This window comes from Paracoccus aerius (genome assembly GCF_014656455.1).
In the GTDB taxonomy this organism is placed as follows: domain Bacteria; phylum Pseudomonadota; class Alphaproteobacteria; order Rhodobacterales; family Rhodobacteraceae; genus Paracoccus; species Paracoccus aerius.
Window position 1 is genome coordinate 42,005 of sequence record NZ_BNCL01000020.1, and the last position, 16,266, is coordinate 58,270.

Sequence of the window (16,266 nt, forward strand, 5' to 3'; positions counted from 1 at the left end):
GCTGCGCCTTGGTGGAACCCTCTTCCCCATCTGGTTTCCTCCTTCAGACGGGGCAGACTCTACATCCCGGCGAGGAAACTTCGGGGGGGGGCAGGTCGATCCTTACCGCAAGACTTCAAAGGTTGACCGCAAGTCCTTGACAAACGCGTCGGGGCGCTCGAGGGCTGCGAAATGCCCGCCTCGGGCATGTTCGGCAAAGTGGACAAGACGTTCGAACCGGGCCTCGGCCCACCGGCGCGAAAGACGAACCTGCTCGCCACGGAACATCGAGATGCCAGCCGGGATCCTCATGGCGCCCTGCGGCATCCCGCCTGCCCGCAAGGCGTTCATTCCTTCCCAGTAAAGCCGCGCTGAACTTGGCCCTGCGTTGGGCAGCCAGTAGAGCATGATGTCGTCGATCATCTCGTCAAGGCCAAAGACGCTTTCGGGGTCGCCGCCGCTGTCGGAGACATCCTGGAACAGCGCATAGATCCATGCCGCCAGACCTACGGGCGAGTCCGCAAGGGCGAAAGCCACCGACTGCGGCCGCGTGGCCTGGAGTTTCATGTAGGCGGAATATTCCGCATCATAGCCTGCCGCATCCGAAAGCATCTGCCGCTCCTCGGCATCGGCATTTGCAATCTCGGCCTGACTGGGCTGGAAGGGGACGAAGTTAAGGTGGATGCCGGCGAGCGATTCAGGTGCCATGTGCCCGAGGATCATGGTGACCATCGCGCCCCAGTCGCCACCCTGCGCTCCCCAGCGATCATATCCTAGCCTGGTCATCAGCGTCGCCCATGCAGCCGCAATGCGCGCGGCTGTCCAGCCAGGCTCGGTCGGCTTGCCTGAAAAGCCGAAGCCGGGCAGGGACGGAATGACAAGATGGAACGCGTCCCCCTCGGTCCCGCCATGGGCAGTCGGGTTGACCAACGGATCGATGACATGCCGGAATTCCAGAACCGAACCCGGCCAGCCATGTGTCAGGAGAAGCGGCATGGCCTTTGGGTGCGCCGAACGGACGTGCAGGAAGTGGATGTCGATGCCGTCGATCTGCGTGATGTGCTGGTTCCATCCATTCAGAAGGGCTTCGCAGCGTCGCCAGTCATAGCCGTCCTGCCAGCGTGTGACCAAGGCACGCAGCTTTTCCAAAGGCGGGCCTTGGCGTCCGTCCTCGATGGGACTCCGGTCGGGCCACCGGGTGCGGGACAGGCGCTCGCCGAGATCCTTGATCTGGTGCTGAGGAATGTCGAGGGTGAATGATCTGACTGCGTCTGACATGATGGGGTGCCCTTGTGCGCGTGACTTGGGAAGCATATGGCACAGCCATGATTTAATTAAACGGTATCGTGTATTTATTTTTGGTCAAGCTCAGGGGTGTGAGGCAGTAATGTCACGCGAACGGAAACCTACCACGAGTCGCAGCGGCCGGCCCTCGCATGAGCGCGTGGCAGAGATAGATGCGCGCATCCTGTCCGCTGCCGCAGCGCTGTTCATCGAACGCGGTGTTGACGGGACCAGTCTAGAGGCTGTCGCAACGGCGGCAGCGGTGAGCAAGCCAACCCTTTACGCGCGCTATGCGGATAAGTCCGAGCTTTTCGTCGCGGTTATTCGAGCGAATGTCGCTGCGGCAATGCCGCCGATCGAGATAGCCGCCAATGCAGCCTCGCCAGCAGAGCGCCTGAGCCAGGTTGGGCGGGCGGTGATCAAAGGCGCCATGCAGCCAGTGCCTTTGGGTCTCATGCGCCTCTATATCGCAGAGGCGCCTCGGCATGGCGCTCTCATCAGGGAAGTCGACCGAATGGGACGCGAGGCAGCGTTGCACGCGGTTTCGATTGCAATCGCCAATCCTGACGACCCGAAGGACATGGATCGCGCTCGTCTCGTTGCAGGCTACTTTCTCGACCTCGTTTTCGTGCCCCACCAGATGCGTGCTTTGCTGGGAGATCTGCCAGACGATGATGATCCCCTGCACCCGCCACTTGAGAAGCGGATCGAAAAGGTAGTGTCGTTTCTCAAGGCTGCCGGGCTTCTTGCCTAGGGACGAAGGCTCGCCAGGCAGTTGTAACGTCAAGGTGGTCCCAGTGCTGCTGTGGCGAACAAGCGAAGCGTCGCGTGCCCAGATTGGGCATTGGTATGTCGGCCGTGCTGGAAGATCAGAGAAGAATGGCCGTTGCGCCATCCTCGTCCGGACGATCATGGCCTCGTGATCTCAAGGGTCAGGACAACCTGCCAACTTTCCCGTGCAGATCGGTCAGGTAGTAGGCAAAGGATCTGCCAAATACGGAAGGCTGTCTGTCATCGCCCGCGCCACATCGCGGATTGCCTGCTGGTTGGTGGTCAGGTCGTAAAGGTTGAAGATGGGATACCCTTCGGGCCGTGGAGGGATTTCAGCCGACAACGCGGCAGGGTCGGGAAGATATCCCAGATCATTCCGCGGCATCGTGTCAACACTTCGGCCTAACCAGAAGCAAAGCAGGGACCCTGTTTTTCGTCCGCAATTGCCGTCCTTGAGAAGCCGGTGATGGGGGAAGACGTGGCTTGCCGGGACCCAGAGCACCGGACCTGCACCGCGCCGAATACCACCTCGTCCCCTGTTGCTACTCTCGCGACCTTGGCCGGGCGATCGGCGAGTGGATCAAGGGCCGCATCATCGGGGTCCAGCCGCGGCCTGATGTTCAACTTGACCGGCAAGCTTTGGTGGCCTCAGGCAGAACAGGCCTTGCCGCGATGGAGCCATCCACGGCGCCCCTAAGATCACAGGCAGAAATGTTACATCCTGGACCCATGAAAGTCCTCAAAGCGGTGGGCGCTGCCGTTCGGCGACGTTGCGGTTCAGTTCAAGCATGGCGGCCATGGCCGCGCGGGCTGCGTGGGGGTCGCGCGCACTGATCGCTTCGGCGACCGCGATATGGCCTTCGCGGCTGACCCTTTCGTTGCGCTCGTCGGCAACGCCCAATTCGTAGGAAACGCGCAGCATTGTCAGGATAAGCTGGCGCATCTGCCGCATCACGTCGTTGCCGGTCATGTCGAACAGCGTGACGTGGAACTGGCAGTCGGCGGCGAACAGCGCCTCGACGTCCTCCTCGGCCGGGTGCATGGCCTGGGCGGCAGCCAGCAGCGTCTCGATCTGGCGGGCCGAGGCCCGCTCGGCCGCAAGCGCGGCGGCGGCCGGCTCGATGATCGTGCGCAGCTCGGTCGTTTCGGCGAAGATGCGGCGGATGCGGGGATGGTCGGGCGCGTGCCAGGCCACCACGTCGGCGTCGATCAGGTTCCACTCGTCCACCGGGCGCACGCGGGTGCCATAGCGCCGCGCGGTCCGCAGAAGCCGCTTGCCCGACAGGACCTTCACCGCGTCCCGCACGGTGGCGCGGCTGACGCCGAGGCTTTCGGCCAACTCTCCCTCGGTCGGCATGACCTCGCCTTCGCGGTAGATGTCGCTCGCGATCCGCCTGCCAAGCGCCTCCACCGCCTGCTTTGCCGCCCCCGTCGGCAAGGACGAGGCGAATTCGCTGGGGATCTTCAGGTCCAGCACGCGGCGTGACCCGCCAGTGGCCCGTTGTGAGATGTCCATCAAATCTGTCTTTACATCTGATCTAGAGCGCGTCATCATCTGACTTATGTAGCCCCGTGTGGGCTGCCATGGCAACGGCCGGTGCGGGTGGAGGACCCAGAACCGGATCAACCGAGCCCCAAGGGAGGATGACAGGATGACAATCAGAACCGCGTTCTATGCGGCGGCACTGGCCGCAAGCGTCAGCGTCTTCGGCCTGGCAGAGGCCGATGCGATGGAGATCAAGTTCGGGATCGGCATGCCCGAGGGCGATTCGCCCGAATACAACGCCTTGGTGCGATTCAAGGAATATGTCGAGTTCAAGACCAACGGCGAGATCACCGTGCGCCTGTTCCCCAACAACCAGCTGGGCGGCGAGCGCGAGATGATCGAGATGGTCCAGCAGGGTAGCCTGGAACTGAGCTTCCCGGCAGACGGCGCGATGGCGGGCTTCTATCCGCCGATGCAGGTCTGGTCGATTCCCTACCTGTTTGAATCCGCGCCCGTGGCCTGGCGAGTGATGGAAAGCGACTTCGCCGACCGGATGCGCGACGACATCCTGGCGCAGACCGGCATTCGCGCACTTGCCTTTTCGCAGAACGGGTTCCGGTCCTTCACGAACAACGTGCGCCCGATCATCGAGCCGGCCGACATGGCGGGCCTGAAGATCCGCACGATGGAAAGCCCGGTCTACATGGAAATGGTGGGCGCATTGGGCGCGACTGCGGTGCCGATCAGCGGCGCCGAGGTGGTGATGGCGCTGCGGCAGGGCATCGTCGACGGGCAAGAGAACCCCCCGGCCGTCGTCTATACCGGCGGGCATGGCGAGGTGCAGCGCTATTACACGCTGAACGAACACACGCTGGGGCTGCATGTCATCATTGCCAACGAAAAGTGGTTCCAGTCGCTCGAACCCGGCCACCAGCAGGTCATAAAGGACGCGGCCAAGCTGATGGCCTGGACCGAGAACCTGCAGAAGACCGAGGGCGACTGGCGCTTCAGCCGGCAGCTGTCCGAGGAACTGGGCATGGAGATCCACGTCTCGACCCCCGAGCAGAAGGCCGCCTTCCGCGAGATCGCGCAACCGCCGGTCTTGTCCTTCATCCGCGGCAATGTCGGGGACGAACTGGTGGACGATTTGCTGGCGACCGTCGAGGACGCGAAGGCGACCCTCTACGGCGGCGAGACGACGGCCGCCGAGTGACCTTCCCCCCTGCCCGGCTCCGCCACTCGCGGCCGGGCAGAGACCCATTTCCCATTCCGAAGATGACCCCATGACGCAGGCAGCCACCCTGGCCGCGCGGCTTCTGGCCTGCAGCACCGAAATCATCGCCGCGCTTCTGCTGATCGCGGTGACGGCCCTGAACCTGACGCAGGTCGGCGGTCGATACCTGTTCAGCACCGGCTTCAGCTGGACCGAGGAGGTGATGCGATACTCGATGATCTGGCTGATGATGCTGGGCAGCGTCGCCTGCATCTTCCGGGTCGAGCATATGGGCATCGAGGCGCTCGAGACGCTTGTGAGGCCGGACCGCGTGCCGCTGGTCAAGTCGGCGCTTTATTCCGTGGCCGCGATCTTCTGCGTGGTCATCCTGATCTATGGCTGGCCCCTGGCGATGCGGAACGCGTCCCAGGTTGCGCCAGCATCCGGCATTTCCATGATCGTTCCCTATCTGGCGCTGCCCGTCGGCGCGGCGCTGATGCTGGTGCAGATCGCGCTGAGCTGGCTGTCGGGCTTCGAGCCCGAGGGCGATCAGACCGGGGGCGGCGATGTCAGGACCGTCGGCAGCGACCGCGAAAGGGGCGTGCAATGATCTGGGTCGGCGGACTTGGCCTTGGCCTTCTGTTCATCGGCGTGCCGGTCGCCTTCGCGCTTGGCCTTGCCGGAATCCTGGGCGTCTGGCTGACGGGCATCCCCCTCAGCGTCACCGCGACGCGACTTTTCACCGGGGTGGACAGCTTCGTCTTCCTGGCGGTGCCCTTCTACATCCTGGCGGCCGAGATCATGAGCCAGGGCGGCATCACCGCGCGGCTGATCTCGATCGCGTCCATTGCCACCGGCTGGATGCGGGGCGGGACCGCTTACGCCAATATCGGCGCCTCGGTCATGTTCGCCGGCATCTCGGGCTCGGCCGTGGCCGATGCCGCCGCGCTTGGCCGCGTCTTCATCGAGGAGATGCCGAAAGAAGGTTATACCAAGGAATATTCGGCCGCCGTCACCGCCGCCTCGTCCATCGTCGGGCCGATCATCCCGCCCTCGGGGCTGGCGATCATCATGGCCGCGGTCACGGGCCTTTCGGTGATCGACCTGTTCCTGGCCGGGATCGGGCCGGGGCTGCTGATGGCGGGCGCCTGCGCCGCCGTGGTCGCCATTGACGCGTTTCGCGGCCGGCTGCCCCGCCCCCGCTCGCGCCGCAGCGCTGTCCCGAACGGCGAAAGCGTGCTGAAGATGGTGATCGAGGCGCTGGCCGTCATCACCCTGCCGGTCATCATCGTCGGCGGCATGCTTGCGGGCATCTACACCGCGACCGAGGGCGGCGGCATCGCCGTGGTCTATGCCATCTTCCTGTCGGTTGTCGTCTTCCGCGCCATGACGCTGCAGGGCCTGTGGCTGGCCTTCCTGCGGGCCGCGCGCACCTCGGCCAGCATCTACCTGCTGGTCGCCGCCGCGACGATCCTGTCCTATGCGCTGAACCTTCTGGGGATCGCTTCCTGGGGGGCCGACGCGGCCGGCATCTTCCAGGACAGCCCGATCCTGTTCCTCTTCGGCATCGCCCTCTTGATGCTGATCCTCGGCACGTTCCTTGATATTGGCGCGGCGATCCTGATCTTTGCGCCGCTGTTGATGCCGGTGGTCCGCGACCTTGGCATCGACCCGCTGCAGGCCGCGATGGTCATGATCCTGACCCTGGCCGTCGGTCTGGTCACGCCGCCGGTAGGCGTCGTGCTGTTCGTGGTGATGCGCGTCGGGCGGATCGGGCTGGTGCCGCTGATGCGGGCGCTGCTGCCCTTCCTGGTCGCGCAACTGATCGCGATCGCGATCATCTGCCTCGTGCCCGGCATCTCGTCCTACATCCCCAGCCTTCTCAACTGACGGAACGACCCCAATGAAGATCACCGGCATCACCACCACGGTCGTGAACGCGATCCACCGCAACTGGGTCTTCGTGAAGGTCCAGACCGACCAGCCGGGACTTCATGGCTGGGGCGAGGCGACGCTGGAATGGAAGACCCGCGCCGTCTGCGGCGCCGTCGAGGACCTTGCCCCCTTCGTCATCGGCGAGGACCCGCGCCGGATCGAGCACGTCTATGCCAAGATGACGCGCTTCAGCTTCTGGCCGCTGGGCGCGATCGGGCTGTCGGCGGTGTCGGCCATCGACCAGGCACTGTGGGACATCAAGGCCAAGGATCTGGGCGTGCCGGTCTGGCAGCTTCTGGGCGGGCAGGTGCGCGACCGGGTGCGGGTCTACACCCATTTGCGCCGCGCGAAGATCGGCGCGCAGGTCGGGACCGAGGATATCGGCGCCTTCTGCGACGCGGTGCAGGAAACGGTCGAGATGGGCTACAACGCCGTCAAGCTGGGTTTCGTGCCCTATTGCGGCCATGAAGCCGACCTGCGCGACATCCTCCATGTCGAAAAGGCCGCCCATGCCGTGCGCGAGCGGGTCGGCCCGGATGTGGCGATCATGACCGATTTCCACGGCCGCCCGGCTTCCGTCGAGGCCGCGCGCGCGTTCATCGAAGTCATTGCCCCCATCCGCCCCCTGTTCGTCGAGGAGCCGATCCAGCCCGGCAACGCCGCCGCAATGGCGGACCTGTCCCGCCGCGTTTCCTGCCCGCTAGCCACGGGCGAGCGGCTGTTCACGCCACGCGAATTCGCCGAACTGGCCGAACTGCGCGCCGTCACCCATGTCCAGCCCGATCTCAGCCATTGCGGCGGACTGACCGGCGGTCGCCGTATCGCCGCCATCGCCGAAGCCGGGCAGATGGGCATCGCTCCGCACAACCCGATGGGGCCGGTGGCCGGCACCGTGGCGCTGCATTTCGACGTGGCGACCCCGAACTTCCTGATCCAGGAAGAGGCCGTGGGCCTCGTGCCGTGGTTCGACGAGATCTTCGATCACCCGATGCGGCTTCAGGACGGTTGCTGGACGATCCCAGGCGGCCCCGGCTTGGGCATCGAGATCAACGAGGCCGCCGCCGCGCGTCACCCCTTCGAGCAAGAGATCGTGCCCGCCCTGGATGCGGTGCTGCCGGACGGGACGATCGCCAACTGGTAGCCGGGCGGCTTTCCAGCCGCACTTCCACATCGGCAGCGTGTCAGATCACCTTCGTCCTGCGGCGGAGTTAGCAGCAGGATGTGGACAGCCGGATCTTTGGTGCTTTCGCAGGTGGACCAGGTTCCATGAAAGACCACCATCCCTGAGACCGGCTCGCCGACCATGCCCGGAAACGCCGTGAAGCCTGCCGAGGGATCTCGCCTGCCGGGGCGATGAAGTCTGAAGCCATGACGGGTGGGCCACTCTTTCAGCCGTGAACCCGCGCTGAACGCCCGCACAGAAGAAAGAATGACGGAAACTGCGCCAGTTTGGTATATCTGGTCGGCAGTGAGACTGGATCCACGGCGGTCCATCCATGCAGCGTCTTGTTTCGATTGTAAGCCCCCATGCATGAAGACAAACCCTTCAGTCAGGTCGAAGGCTCGGCTTTGCCTTTCGATCTTTTCACGACGGAAGGTTTGAAGCCCAAGGACGGACTTGATGCCGCGCGAGAGACCTTGCGGCAAGTCCATGACCTGCACGTGCCAGAGGAATCCGGGCAAGACTTCCAGATGACACTTCGGGCCTTTCTGCCGGGCCCGTTCGCCTTCTTCTCGGGCTTCGGGACCGAGCGGATTCTCGTGCGGGATCAGCGCAAGCTGCGCCAGCATCAGGCGGACAGCTACCGGCTGATGATCCCCCTGAAATCCACGATGGTCAGGTTTCATTCGGATGGGCAATACCAAAGCATCTCCTCGGGCCAGGTCGCCTTCTCGGATCTTACCCGCGTTCATGAGATGCATGGCAGTTCCGGCGCCTTTGCCCAGATCGTGATCGGGCGGGATCGGCTGGATGCTCTTCTTCCAAACGCGAGACGACTGCATGGGTTCGTGCCCCGCGGCCCCTTGGCCCAGCTTGTTGCGGACCATCTGCGGGCATTCGAGCGAGAGCTTCCTTCGCTGACGGTAGCCGATGCGGCTCGTGTCGCAGAGGCAACCCTGCAGATGGTGGGGGCAATGGCTGCCTCGGGTCCACTGGATGATGCGGGACGTCCCGCCATCGAACTGGCGATGCGTCGGCGCATTCTGCGACACATCAACGAGCATCTGCTTGACCCAACGCTGAATTCAGAGCGGCTGTGCCGTGACTTCGGCCTGTCCCGCGCCTCGCTTTATCGCCTGTTCGAGCCCTTCGACGGCGTTGCTGCGGTCATCAGGGAACGAAGACTAAGGGCAATCAGGCGCGAACTTTGCGAGCCGGGACCCCACCATCTTGGCCAGCTTTCCTACAAATACGGCTATTCAAGCCAAAGCCAGATGACACGCGCATTTCGCACCCTGTTCGGACATGCGCCCAAGGACACGCCCTGTGCACCTCAGCACAAGGCAATACTGGATCTGCCCGACGATGCAGGCATGGTTTCGTGGAGCCGGATCTTGCGCCAGGTCGAGGAATAGAAACGTCCCGTTGGTCCGAGAGGCGGGGCCGATCCGCGGAGGGAACAACCTAGTCTTCCCCCAGGGGGCGCGACACTGGACTTTTCTTGGCGGGTCGGACTGGAGATCCCGGCTTCCGCAAGAAGCCGCCTCATCGTTTACGGTCACCGGATCCAATGGCAGAGGCTACGCGAGAGGTCCGATATCGTTCAAACGCCTCGCGGAACGGGGGTTGATGGCTCGGCTCGGTGATGGGGAGCGAGAAGAAAGGGCGGCGTCCTTTGCGGACAGCACGCTTTCCCGAATGTCGCCAGAAGATGTAGCAGATGCAGAAAAGAAACGTGATCCCTGGGCGGCGTATCATTGCCTTGATCAGGTAGGCCGCAAATGGGCCATACAATCTTGATCGAAGCGCCAGCAAGGCCGCGTAGGTGTCAAAGAACGTCCGGGACAGCGCCATCAGCGAAGGCGATATATCGGGTCGTTGCTGCTCGACGCGGAATAGCACCAGTTCGATCGACATCCGCATCCGTTCCGGATTGGCCGACATGCTGTTTCCCGTGATGCGGTAGCCCACAAGAAAGCCCGGCGCGGGCGCGACGGGCCAGCGTTCCGCGATGGCAAGGTAGAAGGCAAAATCCTCCGCTCCGAAAGCGCGGAACGCCTGGAAGGCCTCCTCGAAGCCCCCGACGGCCCGGGCGGCGTCCGTCCGGACAAGGGCATTGCTGCCATTGTTGATGAAGTTGATCGCTAGAAGATGTTCGAAGGCCTTGCCCCGGTGCATCGGCTGACCCTGATCGGCAATGACACGATCCTCGGCGTCGATGCTGCGACACCAGGAATAGACCAGGGCGGGGGCAAGGGGCGATGTCACCGCGACCGCCATCTGGCGTTCCAGTTTTTCCGGATGCCAGATGTCGTCGGCGTCCAGGGTGGCGATCCAGTCCCCCCGCGCCTCTGCAAGGCCCCGGTTCCGCGCCCTCGCGACGCCGGCATTTTGCTGGCAGATGACCCGCAAGCGCGGTTCCCTTGCAGCCATCCTTTCCACGATCAGCCGGGTCGTATCGGTCGAGCCGTCATCGACGACCAGGATCTCGATGGGCGCGTAGGTTTGTGCCTGGACCGAAGCAAGGGTGGCCAAGATCGTGTCCGCAGCATTGTAGGCCGGTATGATGACAGAGACGAGCGGTCGCATGTCCGGGTTATCCTCTGCCATGGTTCCCACCCTGCAGGATCTTGACCAGCCGGCGAAGGGGCCGGGTCATGCGCCAGCTTCGGGAACCGAGGATCCGGTTCATGGCCCTTTGGCTTGCTGCCAGTTCGGCTTCCAGATGGGTGATTGCTTTCGCTTTCTCGTCGGACAAGGCTTGCCAGGCCTGTCCAAGACGAATGACCTCGGCTTCGGCGGCCTCAAGTCTTGCCTTGCGCATCTCATCAGCCTGAACACGGGCGCTCCAGATGTCGGGATGGATCAGCGCCAGGACCGCTGTCCGACCCATGTCCTTGTCGGCGCCCCGTTTGCCGTCGCGCCGCATAAACAGAAGCAGGTTCTGGCGATACCATGGCTCGATCAGCGGATCGTTCCAGACTTCCCGGCGCAGCACATCCAGGCAGTCAAAGCCGGCAGCCGCGAAAAGATCGCACCAAACCTGCGGCCAGGCCTCGTTGAGGTGACCTGTCCCGCCCTGCCCCGGAATGGCAGCCGAAAACAGAATGGCGGGCGCATGACGGGTCAGCGTTCCAACCAGCGTCGCCGCGGCCTCGGCCGGCAGATGCTCGGCAACCTCGAGGCACAGGGCAAGATCGAAGCTCTGGCCCAGATCGATCGGCTTGGACAGATCCGCTTCCTGGAACCGATCCGCGGCAATCCCAAGCGCGTCATGCGGCACCCAAGGCCCGTCGAGGCCGAGACTGACGGCGCCCAGGGCTTCCGCCTCGGCAAGCCATGCACCTGAACCGCAGCCGAAATCGACCACGGTGCGCGGTTGGAGGCGATCAAAAACGAATGGCAGCACGCGCCGTGCGGAACGGCGGGCTCCTTCGTGAAGATCGGCGTAGAAGATGGCGTCATAGGCCGGGTCAGACATCGTCGGCACCTGCCTTCAAGCTGTGGTCCGATACAGGTGGCGCACGAAAGGCCAGCGGCAGATGGGCCAAGGCGCCAGCATAGCCGCGCAGCCACGATCCCGCCAGCCGGTCCGGCTTGCCGGCAAGCCTGCGGACAGGAGCCTTGAGCGCGCGCCCCAGAAGCCACAGCGGCATGGTCAGCAGCGCCCGGCGAAGGTCGCGGCGGTCCCGCTGTCGTCCATATTGCGCGAAAAGGGCGACGATGTGCCCAAAGCCATAGCCATAGGCTTGCCGCTTCAGGTCGGTCCAGTTGTCACGGTGCCGGTGGCGGACGACGGACCTTGGCTCATAGACGATCCTGCCCCCGGCGTGCAGCACGCGGTGCCAGTATTCGCTGTCATCCCCGCAGCCGCCCGCCGCCCCGGGTCCGACCCTCTCGTCAAAGCCGCCCAGTTCCAGCACCCGGCGGCGGCGGACGGCCATGTTCGCACCCGCGCCGATATCCCAGACAGGAGGACTGCCTGCGGTCTTGTCCAGAAATTCCCTGTCGAACATCAGGGGAAGATGCCCCATGCCCCCGAAGCCCAGATCATATTGGAAGGCGATCTGCGCCTCGGCCCCCAGGGTTTCAGGAAGGACCAGGCCGCAGACGACATCGACCCCCGGGGCGAAACCCGCCAGCAGCGGCTCGATCCAGCCCGGCTCGGGCCGCACGTCGTCATCGACGAAGACGGCCACATCGCCCCGCGCGACGGCAATGCCCGCATTGCGCGCGCGGCTCAGCCCCGGCCGCGGTTCCTGGACATAGCGGACGCCCGGATTCCTGCGCGTGACGGCCTCGGTCTCGGGGTCGGGACCGTTGTCGACAACGACAATATCGCGACCTTTCGCGATTTCCCCCAACAGGCTGGCCAGGCAGCCGTCGAGATCCGCGGCCCGGCGGCGCGTGCAGATCACGATGCTTGCCTCTAGGTTGCTTGTCACGGCGCGCCTGGCAGTGATGAGACGCGCCAGACGATCCAGCGACGTGGCATCAGGAACCGGGGATAAGGTCCAGTACCTGCCAGCCTCACAGGGCGGGATCGGACGCAGCCCGCTGCCCAGCAACAGGGCCACGGTGTCGCCCGTGGCCAGCGCGGCGCGGCGCGCAAGATCGCCCCTTGCCATGGGGAAGGCGTTCGGCAGTTCGTGCGCAAGGCCCAGCACCATGCCCCGAAGACGGAAGTAGAGGACGACCCCGCGGGCGCCGGCGGGTGCCTCCAGACGCTTGGGAAGCTGCTCAAGGTCGATGTGAAGGATCGCCCAAGGTGCAGGGGGTCTCATCTGCCATGTTCCTGACGACGAAGGGCAACGCGATGCCGTGAACGGTCGTATTCCCCGGCCAGCCCCTGGACGAGGCCGCCAAGCTCGGCCAGGACCATCCCCGGAGGAAGCGCGGCGCGTCCCAAAGGATATCGCGCAAGCATCGGTCCGTAACGCCGGACCAGAAGCCATGCCAGGACACGACGATGCGCCGCGGCCGTTTCGGGATCGAGGCGCCTGTTCTTGCGCGACAGCGCGCCCATCGACAGACCCCAGGACCGGAACTGCCGGCGCAGCCCCGGGATGTCGCGGCGGTGTTCGTGATGGACCGCCTGCCGGGGCGAGTAGGCGACCGGGACGCCCGCCCGAACCAGGCGGAACAGGATGTCCAGGTCGCCGCCGCCCGGAAGCGGGGGGCCGGTATCAAGGGCTTCGTCAAAGCCGCCAAGGGACCGCAACCATTCGGTGCTGAAGATCATGTTGGTGCCGGTTCCCAGCCTTCCCGCGCCGGCAGGGTAATAGGGATCGTCCCACCGCTCTTGTCGATAGCTTTGCCAGTCGATCCCTTCGCCGAATCCCCCCGCAGCCTCGAAGCGCACCTGGGCCTCGGTTTCCAGGGCCAGTGGCAGCACCGGTCCGGTGAAGGCGCCCGCCTCTGGCTGGTTGCGGAGGCTTTCGGCAAGGCCGTCCAGCCAGCCCCCGTCCGGGACGGCATCATCGTCGATGAAGCCCAGATAGGCCCGGTCGGTTTCTCGCAAGGCCCGGTTGCGACCGAAGTTCAGCCCTGGCACCGGTTCCATCGCATAGCGCACGCCCGGAAAGCCAGCGACGACCATGCGGGTCGAGGAATCAGGAGGGGCGTTGTCCACGACAAGGATGTCGAACGGCGTGGCGTCGCCCGACCGGCCGTCCCGCAAGGCAACAAGGGCCGCCAAGGTCCGACGCAGAAGGGCCGGCCGGTCGCGCGTGCAGATTGCAATGGTCAGCGGGGGCAGCGCGGGTGCGCCGGATCGGGCGGTCAGGGCGTCATAGACTGCGTAAGCCGCGGCAAGCGATGCCCCTGCCTTGCGGACAAGGGGCGCAAGCTGCGAAGCCGATATCCCGCTGCCGAAGGCAGAGCGTCCGATCAGCAACCGGCCCGCCGGACGTCCCTGGTGACGCAGCAGCAGATAGGCGCCATGGGCCTTGCCCAGGTCCAGCGGCGTCAAGGGCTGCGTCATCTCGCGGTCGATGATCGCCCACGGCGCCCGCAGATCCCGCGATGTCCAGGTCCGCGTCATGCGCCGCCCCCGTAAAGTTCAGCATAAAGCCCGGACGCGGCCGCCAGATCCCGTGGCCGCCCTTCCTGGACCAGGACCCCGTCCCGAAGGACCAGAACCCGGTCGGCAAAGCCGATGGTTTCCCGCCGATGCGCGATGACGATGACCACACGCGGGCGGTTCGCCTGTTCCAAAACTTGCCGGACGGCGCGTTCCGTGATCGCATCCAGCGCATTCGTCGCCTCGTCAAGGATCAGGACGTCCGGATCCCTCAGCAGCGCGCGCGCCAGGGCGATCCTTTGGCGCTGACCTTGCGAAAGGCGGGCGCCGCGTTCGCCGATCAGCGTGTCATAGCCCTGTTCAAGTGCACTGATGAAATCATGGGCCTGCGCTTCGCGCGCGGCCCCCCGCACCTCGTCGAGGCTTGCTCCTGGGCGACCATAGGCGATGTTCGCCCTGACCGAGCCGCTGAACAGGAATGCGTTCTGTTCGACAAAGGCGATCCGCTCGTGCCAGGCCGCGCGTGAAATCTGGGACAAAGGCACGCCGTCGACCAGGATGCGGCCCCGTTCAGGCGACGTGAAGCGCAGCAGAAGGGCCACAAGGGTCGATTTGCCGGCCCCGGAACGCCCTGCAATCGCCGTGACCTCGCCCACGCGGAAGCTGCACGAGATATCCGTGACCGCCGCGACATCTGCCGACGGATAGCGGACCGTGACATTCTCCATCCGGATTTCGCGGGCCAGCGGCGGCAGGGGCTGCCCCTTCTCGGGGATCGTGCCGAAGTGCCCGATGGCATTCTCGATCTCGGCAATGGGGGCCTCGAAGCTCAGAAGGCCTGCACGGGCGGACAGCACGTTGGCCACCCGCAACTGGACGCGGTAGGCAATGGCAAGAAAGCCGATCAGCACCGCTGCCTCGTCGCCCCGCGCAAGGGAGACCAGTCCCAGGATGATGACGATCCCCAGGGTCATCAATTGCACCAGGGGGCCGACCAGCCCCCTCAGAACCGCCAGGCGCATGAAGACGAAGCTGATCTTCGATGACCGTCGCAGGAAGCGGCGGCGCTCGTAGATTTCGCGGCCAAAGCCGCGCACGACCCGCAGGCCGTTCAGCAGGTTGAAAAGATAGGTCGTCAGCCCCTCGTTGGCGGCAGTCGCCCGGGCCCCGAGGTGACGCACCCGACGCGTCACGGATGCGACCGAAAGTGCCATCAATGCTGTCAGCACGGCCAGCAGCAGCGCATGAAAGGGCGAGATGGCGACAAGGAAACCCGCCAGAACGACCAGGGCGATCGCCTGCACGATCAGCGAGATCACGACGAACAGCGCATCGCAAGCGCGCCAGCTTTCGGTCGCCATGATGTTCATCAGCTTGCCCGACGACTTTCCTTCAAGCAGGACGATGTCCTGATGCATCAGGGTTTCGAAGATTTGCGCCCTCAGCCGTTCCGCGAAGACCAGCGACAGCCTTGTCGACAGGACAAGATTGACAACGCCGATGACCAAACCCGCAAGGAAGATGGCGGCCGCGGCCACCATGAGAGGGACGGCAGAGGTGTCGTCTCCAGACAGGCTCCTGATCAGGCTGCCAATATGGGGAAGGTCCCGCGCTTCGCCGCTCGCCAGGGCGATCTGGGCTATGGGGATGATGAGCGAAAGGCCAAATCCCTCGAAGACTGCGGAAACAAGGCCCAGGACCACGATCAGGACAACATGGCCCCTTTCCTCTCCTGCCAGGCGGAGGGCTCGCAGCATGACATCAAGCGCACCGTCGCGAAACATCGGCAGACCCGGGCTGGCCCTTCTCAAGGCACAGCTTGCAGCCCGAAACCGTCCAAGGCAAAGGCCTTTGATTGCGGCTGCCATGAATTCGGACGTCGCAAACGCAGCGCATCAATCAGAGGTCGTCGCGGGGACACTACCAACTCGCCAAATACGGTTGTGCGACATCTGCGGCAGGTGCGGATATCGCAAACCTGCGGGCGTGGATGGAAGCCGACAGACGACGAGAAGGGCGCTTTCCCCTCGTCGTCCATCGAGATGATGTCAGCTTGGGACCGTCCTATCGCCCCAGAAGCTTGTTCAGAAGCCGGGTGACCAGCGATCCCTTCTCCGGTGCGCGCGGCGTCGAGGACGATGACCATTGCGGCTGCTGGGTCGTGCTGGGCTTGACGTCTGCGGGCGCCGGAGAGACGCGCTGCGCTGCCTCGACGGGCTTTGGTGCCGCAGCCTGCTGCCTTGCCTCGACCGGCGCAGGTTTCGCCTGGTGCTTGGCCAGATGGGTCGCGATGGCGTCCATCAGGGGCGGCGACAAGGTATCATAGGGGGTCAGCCCCAGTTCGCGCAGCCGCGCCCGAATGCCGTCCATGCGCGACGGATCGACGCCGGACTCGATGACGGAACTGACAAAGG

Annotated in this window: 14 protein-coding genes and 1 pseudogene; 6 read left to right on the forward strand and 9 right to left on the reverse strand. The window is 64.6% G+C overall.

Annotated features, from left to right (window positions below):
• Positions 1–102: 102 nt before the first annotated feature.
• Entirely contained in the window at positions 103–1,257 is a 1,155-nt protein-coding gene (locus IE224_RS17360; protein WP_191312252.1) for an epoxide hydrolase family protein, read from the reverse strand.
• A gap of 166 nt (positions 1,258–1,423) precedes the next feature.
• Here IE224_RS17360 and IE224_RS17365 point away from each other — a divergent pair, with 166 nt between their 5' ends.
• On the forward strand, positions 1,424–2,017 hold the full coding sequence (locus IE224_RS17365; RefSeq protein ID WP_191312254.1) for a TetR/AcrR family transcriptional regulator: 594 nt from the start codon (positions 1,424–1,426) through the stop codon (positions 2,015–2,017).
• 756 nt (positions 2,018–2,773) lie between these two features.
• Here the strand turns inward: IE224_RS17365 and IE224_RS17370 are convergent.
• Complete coding sequence (locus IE224_RS17370) at positions 2,774–3,550, reverse strand: FadR/GntR family transcriptional regulator (RefSeq protein WP_191312256.1); 777 nt, start codon at positions 3,548–3,550, stop codon at positions 2,774–2,776.
• A 136-nt stretch (positions 3,551–3,686) separates the two neighbouring features.
• On the opposite strand from IE224_RS17370, the gene IE224_RS17375 reads away from it, so the two are divergent.
• The 4 genes from IE224_RS17375 (at position 3,687) to dgoD (ending at position 7,809) form a co-directional block, all read left to right on the forward strand.
• Entirely contained in the window at positions 3,687–4,733 is a 1,047-nt protein-coding gene (locus IE224_RS17375; RefSeq protein ID WP_191312258.1) for a TRAP transporter substrate-binding protein, read from the forward strand.
• Positions 4,734–4,803: 70 nt separating this feature from the next.
• Positions 4,804–5,343: a TRAP transporter small permease gene (locus tag IE224_RS17380; RefSeq protein ID WP_191312260.1), complete on the forward strand. Its 540-nt coding sequence runs from the start codon at positions 4,804–4,806 to the stop codon at positions 5,341–5,343.
• Positions 5,340–6,623, forward strand: a complete 1,284-nt coding sequence (locus tag IE224_RS17385; RefSeq protein ID WP_191312262.1) for a TRAP transporter large permease — start codon at positions 5,340–5,342, stop codon at positions 6,621–6,623. Before IE224_RS17380 ends, IE224_RS17385 begins: the two co-directional genes overlap by 4 nt.
• 13 nt (positions 6,624–6,636) lie before the next feature.
• Entirely contained in the window at positions 6,637–7,809 is a 1,173-nt protein-coding gene (gene dgoD / locus IE224_RS17390) for a galactonate dehydratase (RefSeq protein ID WP_191312264.1), read from the forward strand.
• Here the strand turns inward: dgoD and IE224_RS17395 are convergent.
• Positions 7,737–8,459 (reverse strand): hypothetical protein, encoded by a 723-nt coding sequence (locus tag IE224_RS17395; RefSeq protein WP_191312266.1) that lies wholly within the window; start codon positions 8,457–8,459, stop codon positions 7,737–7,739. The two genes, dgoD and IE224_RS17395, sit on opposite strands and share 73 nt — an antisense overlap.
• Between IE224_RS17395 and IE224_RS17400 the strand changes: the two genes are divergently transcribed.
• Positions 8,430–9,245, forward strand: coding sequence for a helix-turn-helix domain-containing protein (locus IE224_RS17400; protein ID WP_191312268.1), 816 nt, complete (start codon positions 8,430–8,432; stop codon positions 9,243–9,245). The genes IE224_RS17395 and IE224_RS17400 overlap by 30 nt on opposite strands.
• 130 nt (positions 9,246–9,375) lie before the next feature.
• Here IE224_RS17400 and IE224_RS17405 read toward each other — a convergent pair whose 3' ends face one another.
• The 6 genes and pseudogenes from IE224_RS17405 to IE224_RS21140 all read right to left on the reverse strand — a co-directional run.
• A complete protein-coding gene (locus IE224_RS17405) occupies positions 9,376–10,419 on the reverse strand; it encodes a glycosyltransferase family 2 protein (RefSeq protein WP_191312270.1) in 1,044 nt (347 codons plus the stop codon).
• 7 nt (positions 10,420–10,426) lie between these two features.
• Positions 10,427–11,311: a methyltransferase domain-containing protein gene (locus IE224_RS17410; protein WP_191312272.1), complete on the reverse strand. Its 885-nt coding sequence runs from the start codon at positions 11,309–11,311 to the stop codon at positions 10,427–10,429.
• Positions 11,304–12,614: a glycosyltransferase family 2 protein gene (locus IE224_RS17415; RefSeq protein ID WP_191312274.1), complete on the reverse strand. Its 1,311-nt coding sequence runs from the start codon at positions 12,612–12,614 to the stop codon at positions 11,304–11,306. The genes IE224_RS17410 and IE224_RS17415 overlap by 8 nt, the downstream gene beginning before the upstream one ends.
• Positions 12,611–13,873 (reverse strand): glycosyltransferase family 2 protein, encoded by a 1,263-nt coding sequence (locus IE224_RS17420; protein WP_191312276.1) that lies wholly within the window; start codon positions 13,871–13,873, stop codon positions 12,611–12,613. Before IE224_RS17420 ends, IE224_RS17415 begins: the two co-directional genes overlap by 4 nt.
• Positions 13,870–15,636 (reverse strand): ABC transporter ATP-binding protein, encoded by a 1,767-nt coding sequence (locus IE224_RS17425; RefSeq protein ID WP_191312278.1) that lies wholly within the window; start codon positions 15,634–15,636, stop codon positions 13,870–13,872. The genes IE224_RS17420 and IE224_RS17425 overlap by 4 nt, the downstream gene beginning before the upstream one ends.
• Before the next feature lie 280 nt (positions 15,637–15,916).
• A pseudogene (locus tag IE224_RS21140) lies at positions 15,917–16,266 on the reverse strand (hypothetical protein); the annotation flags it as partial.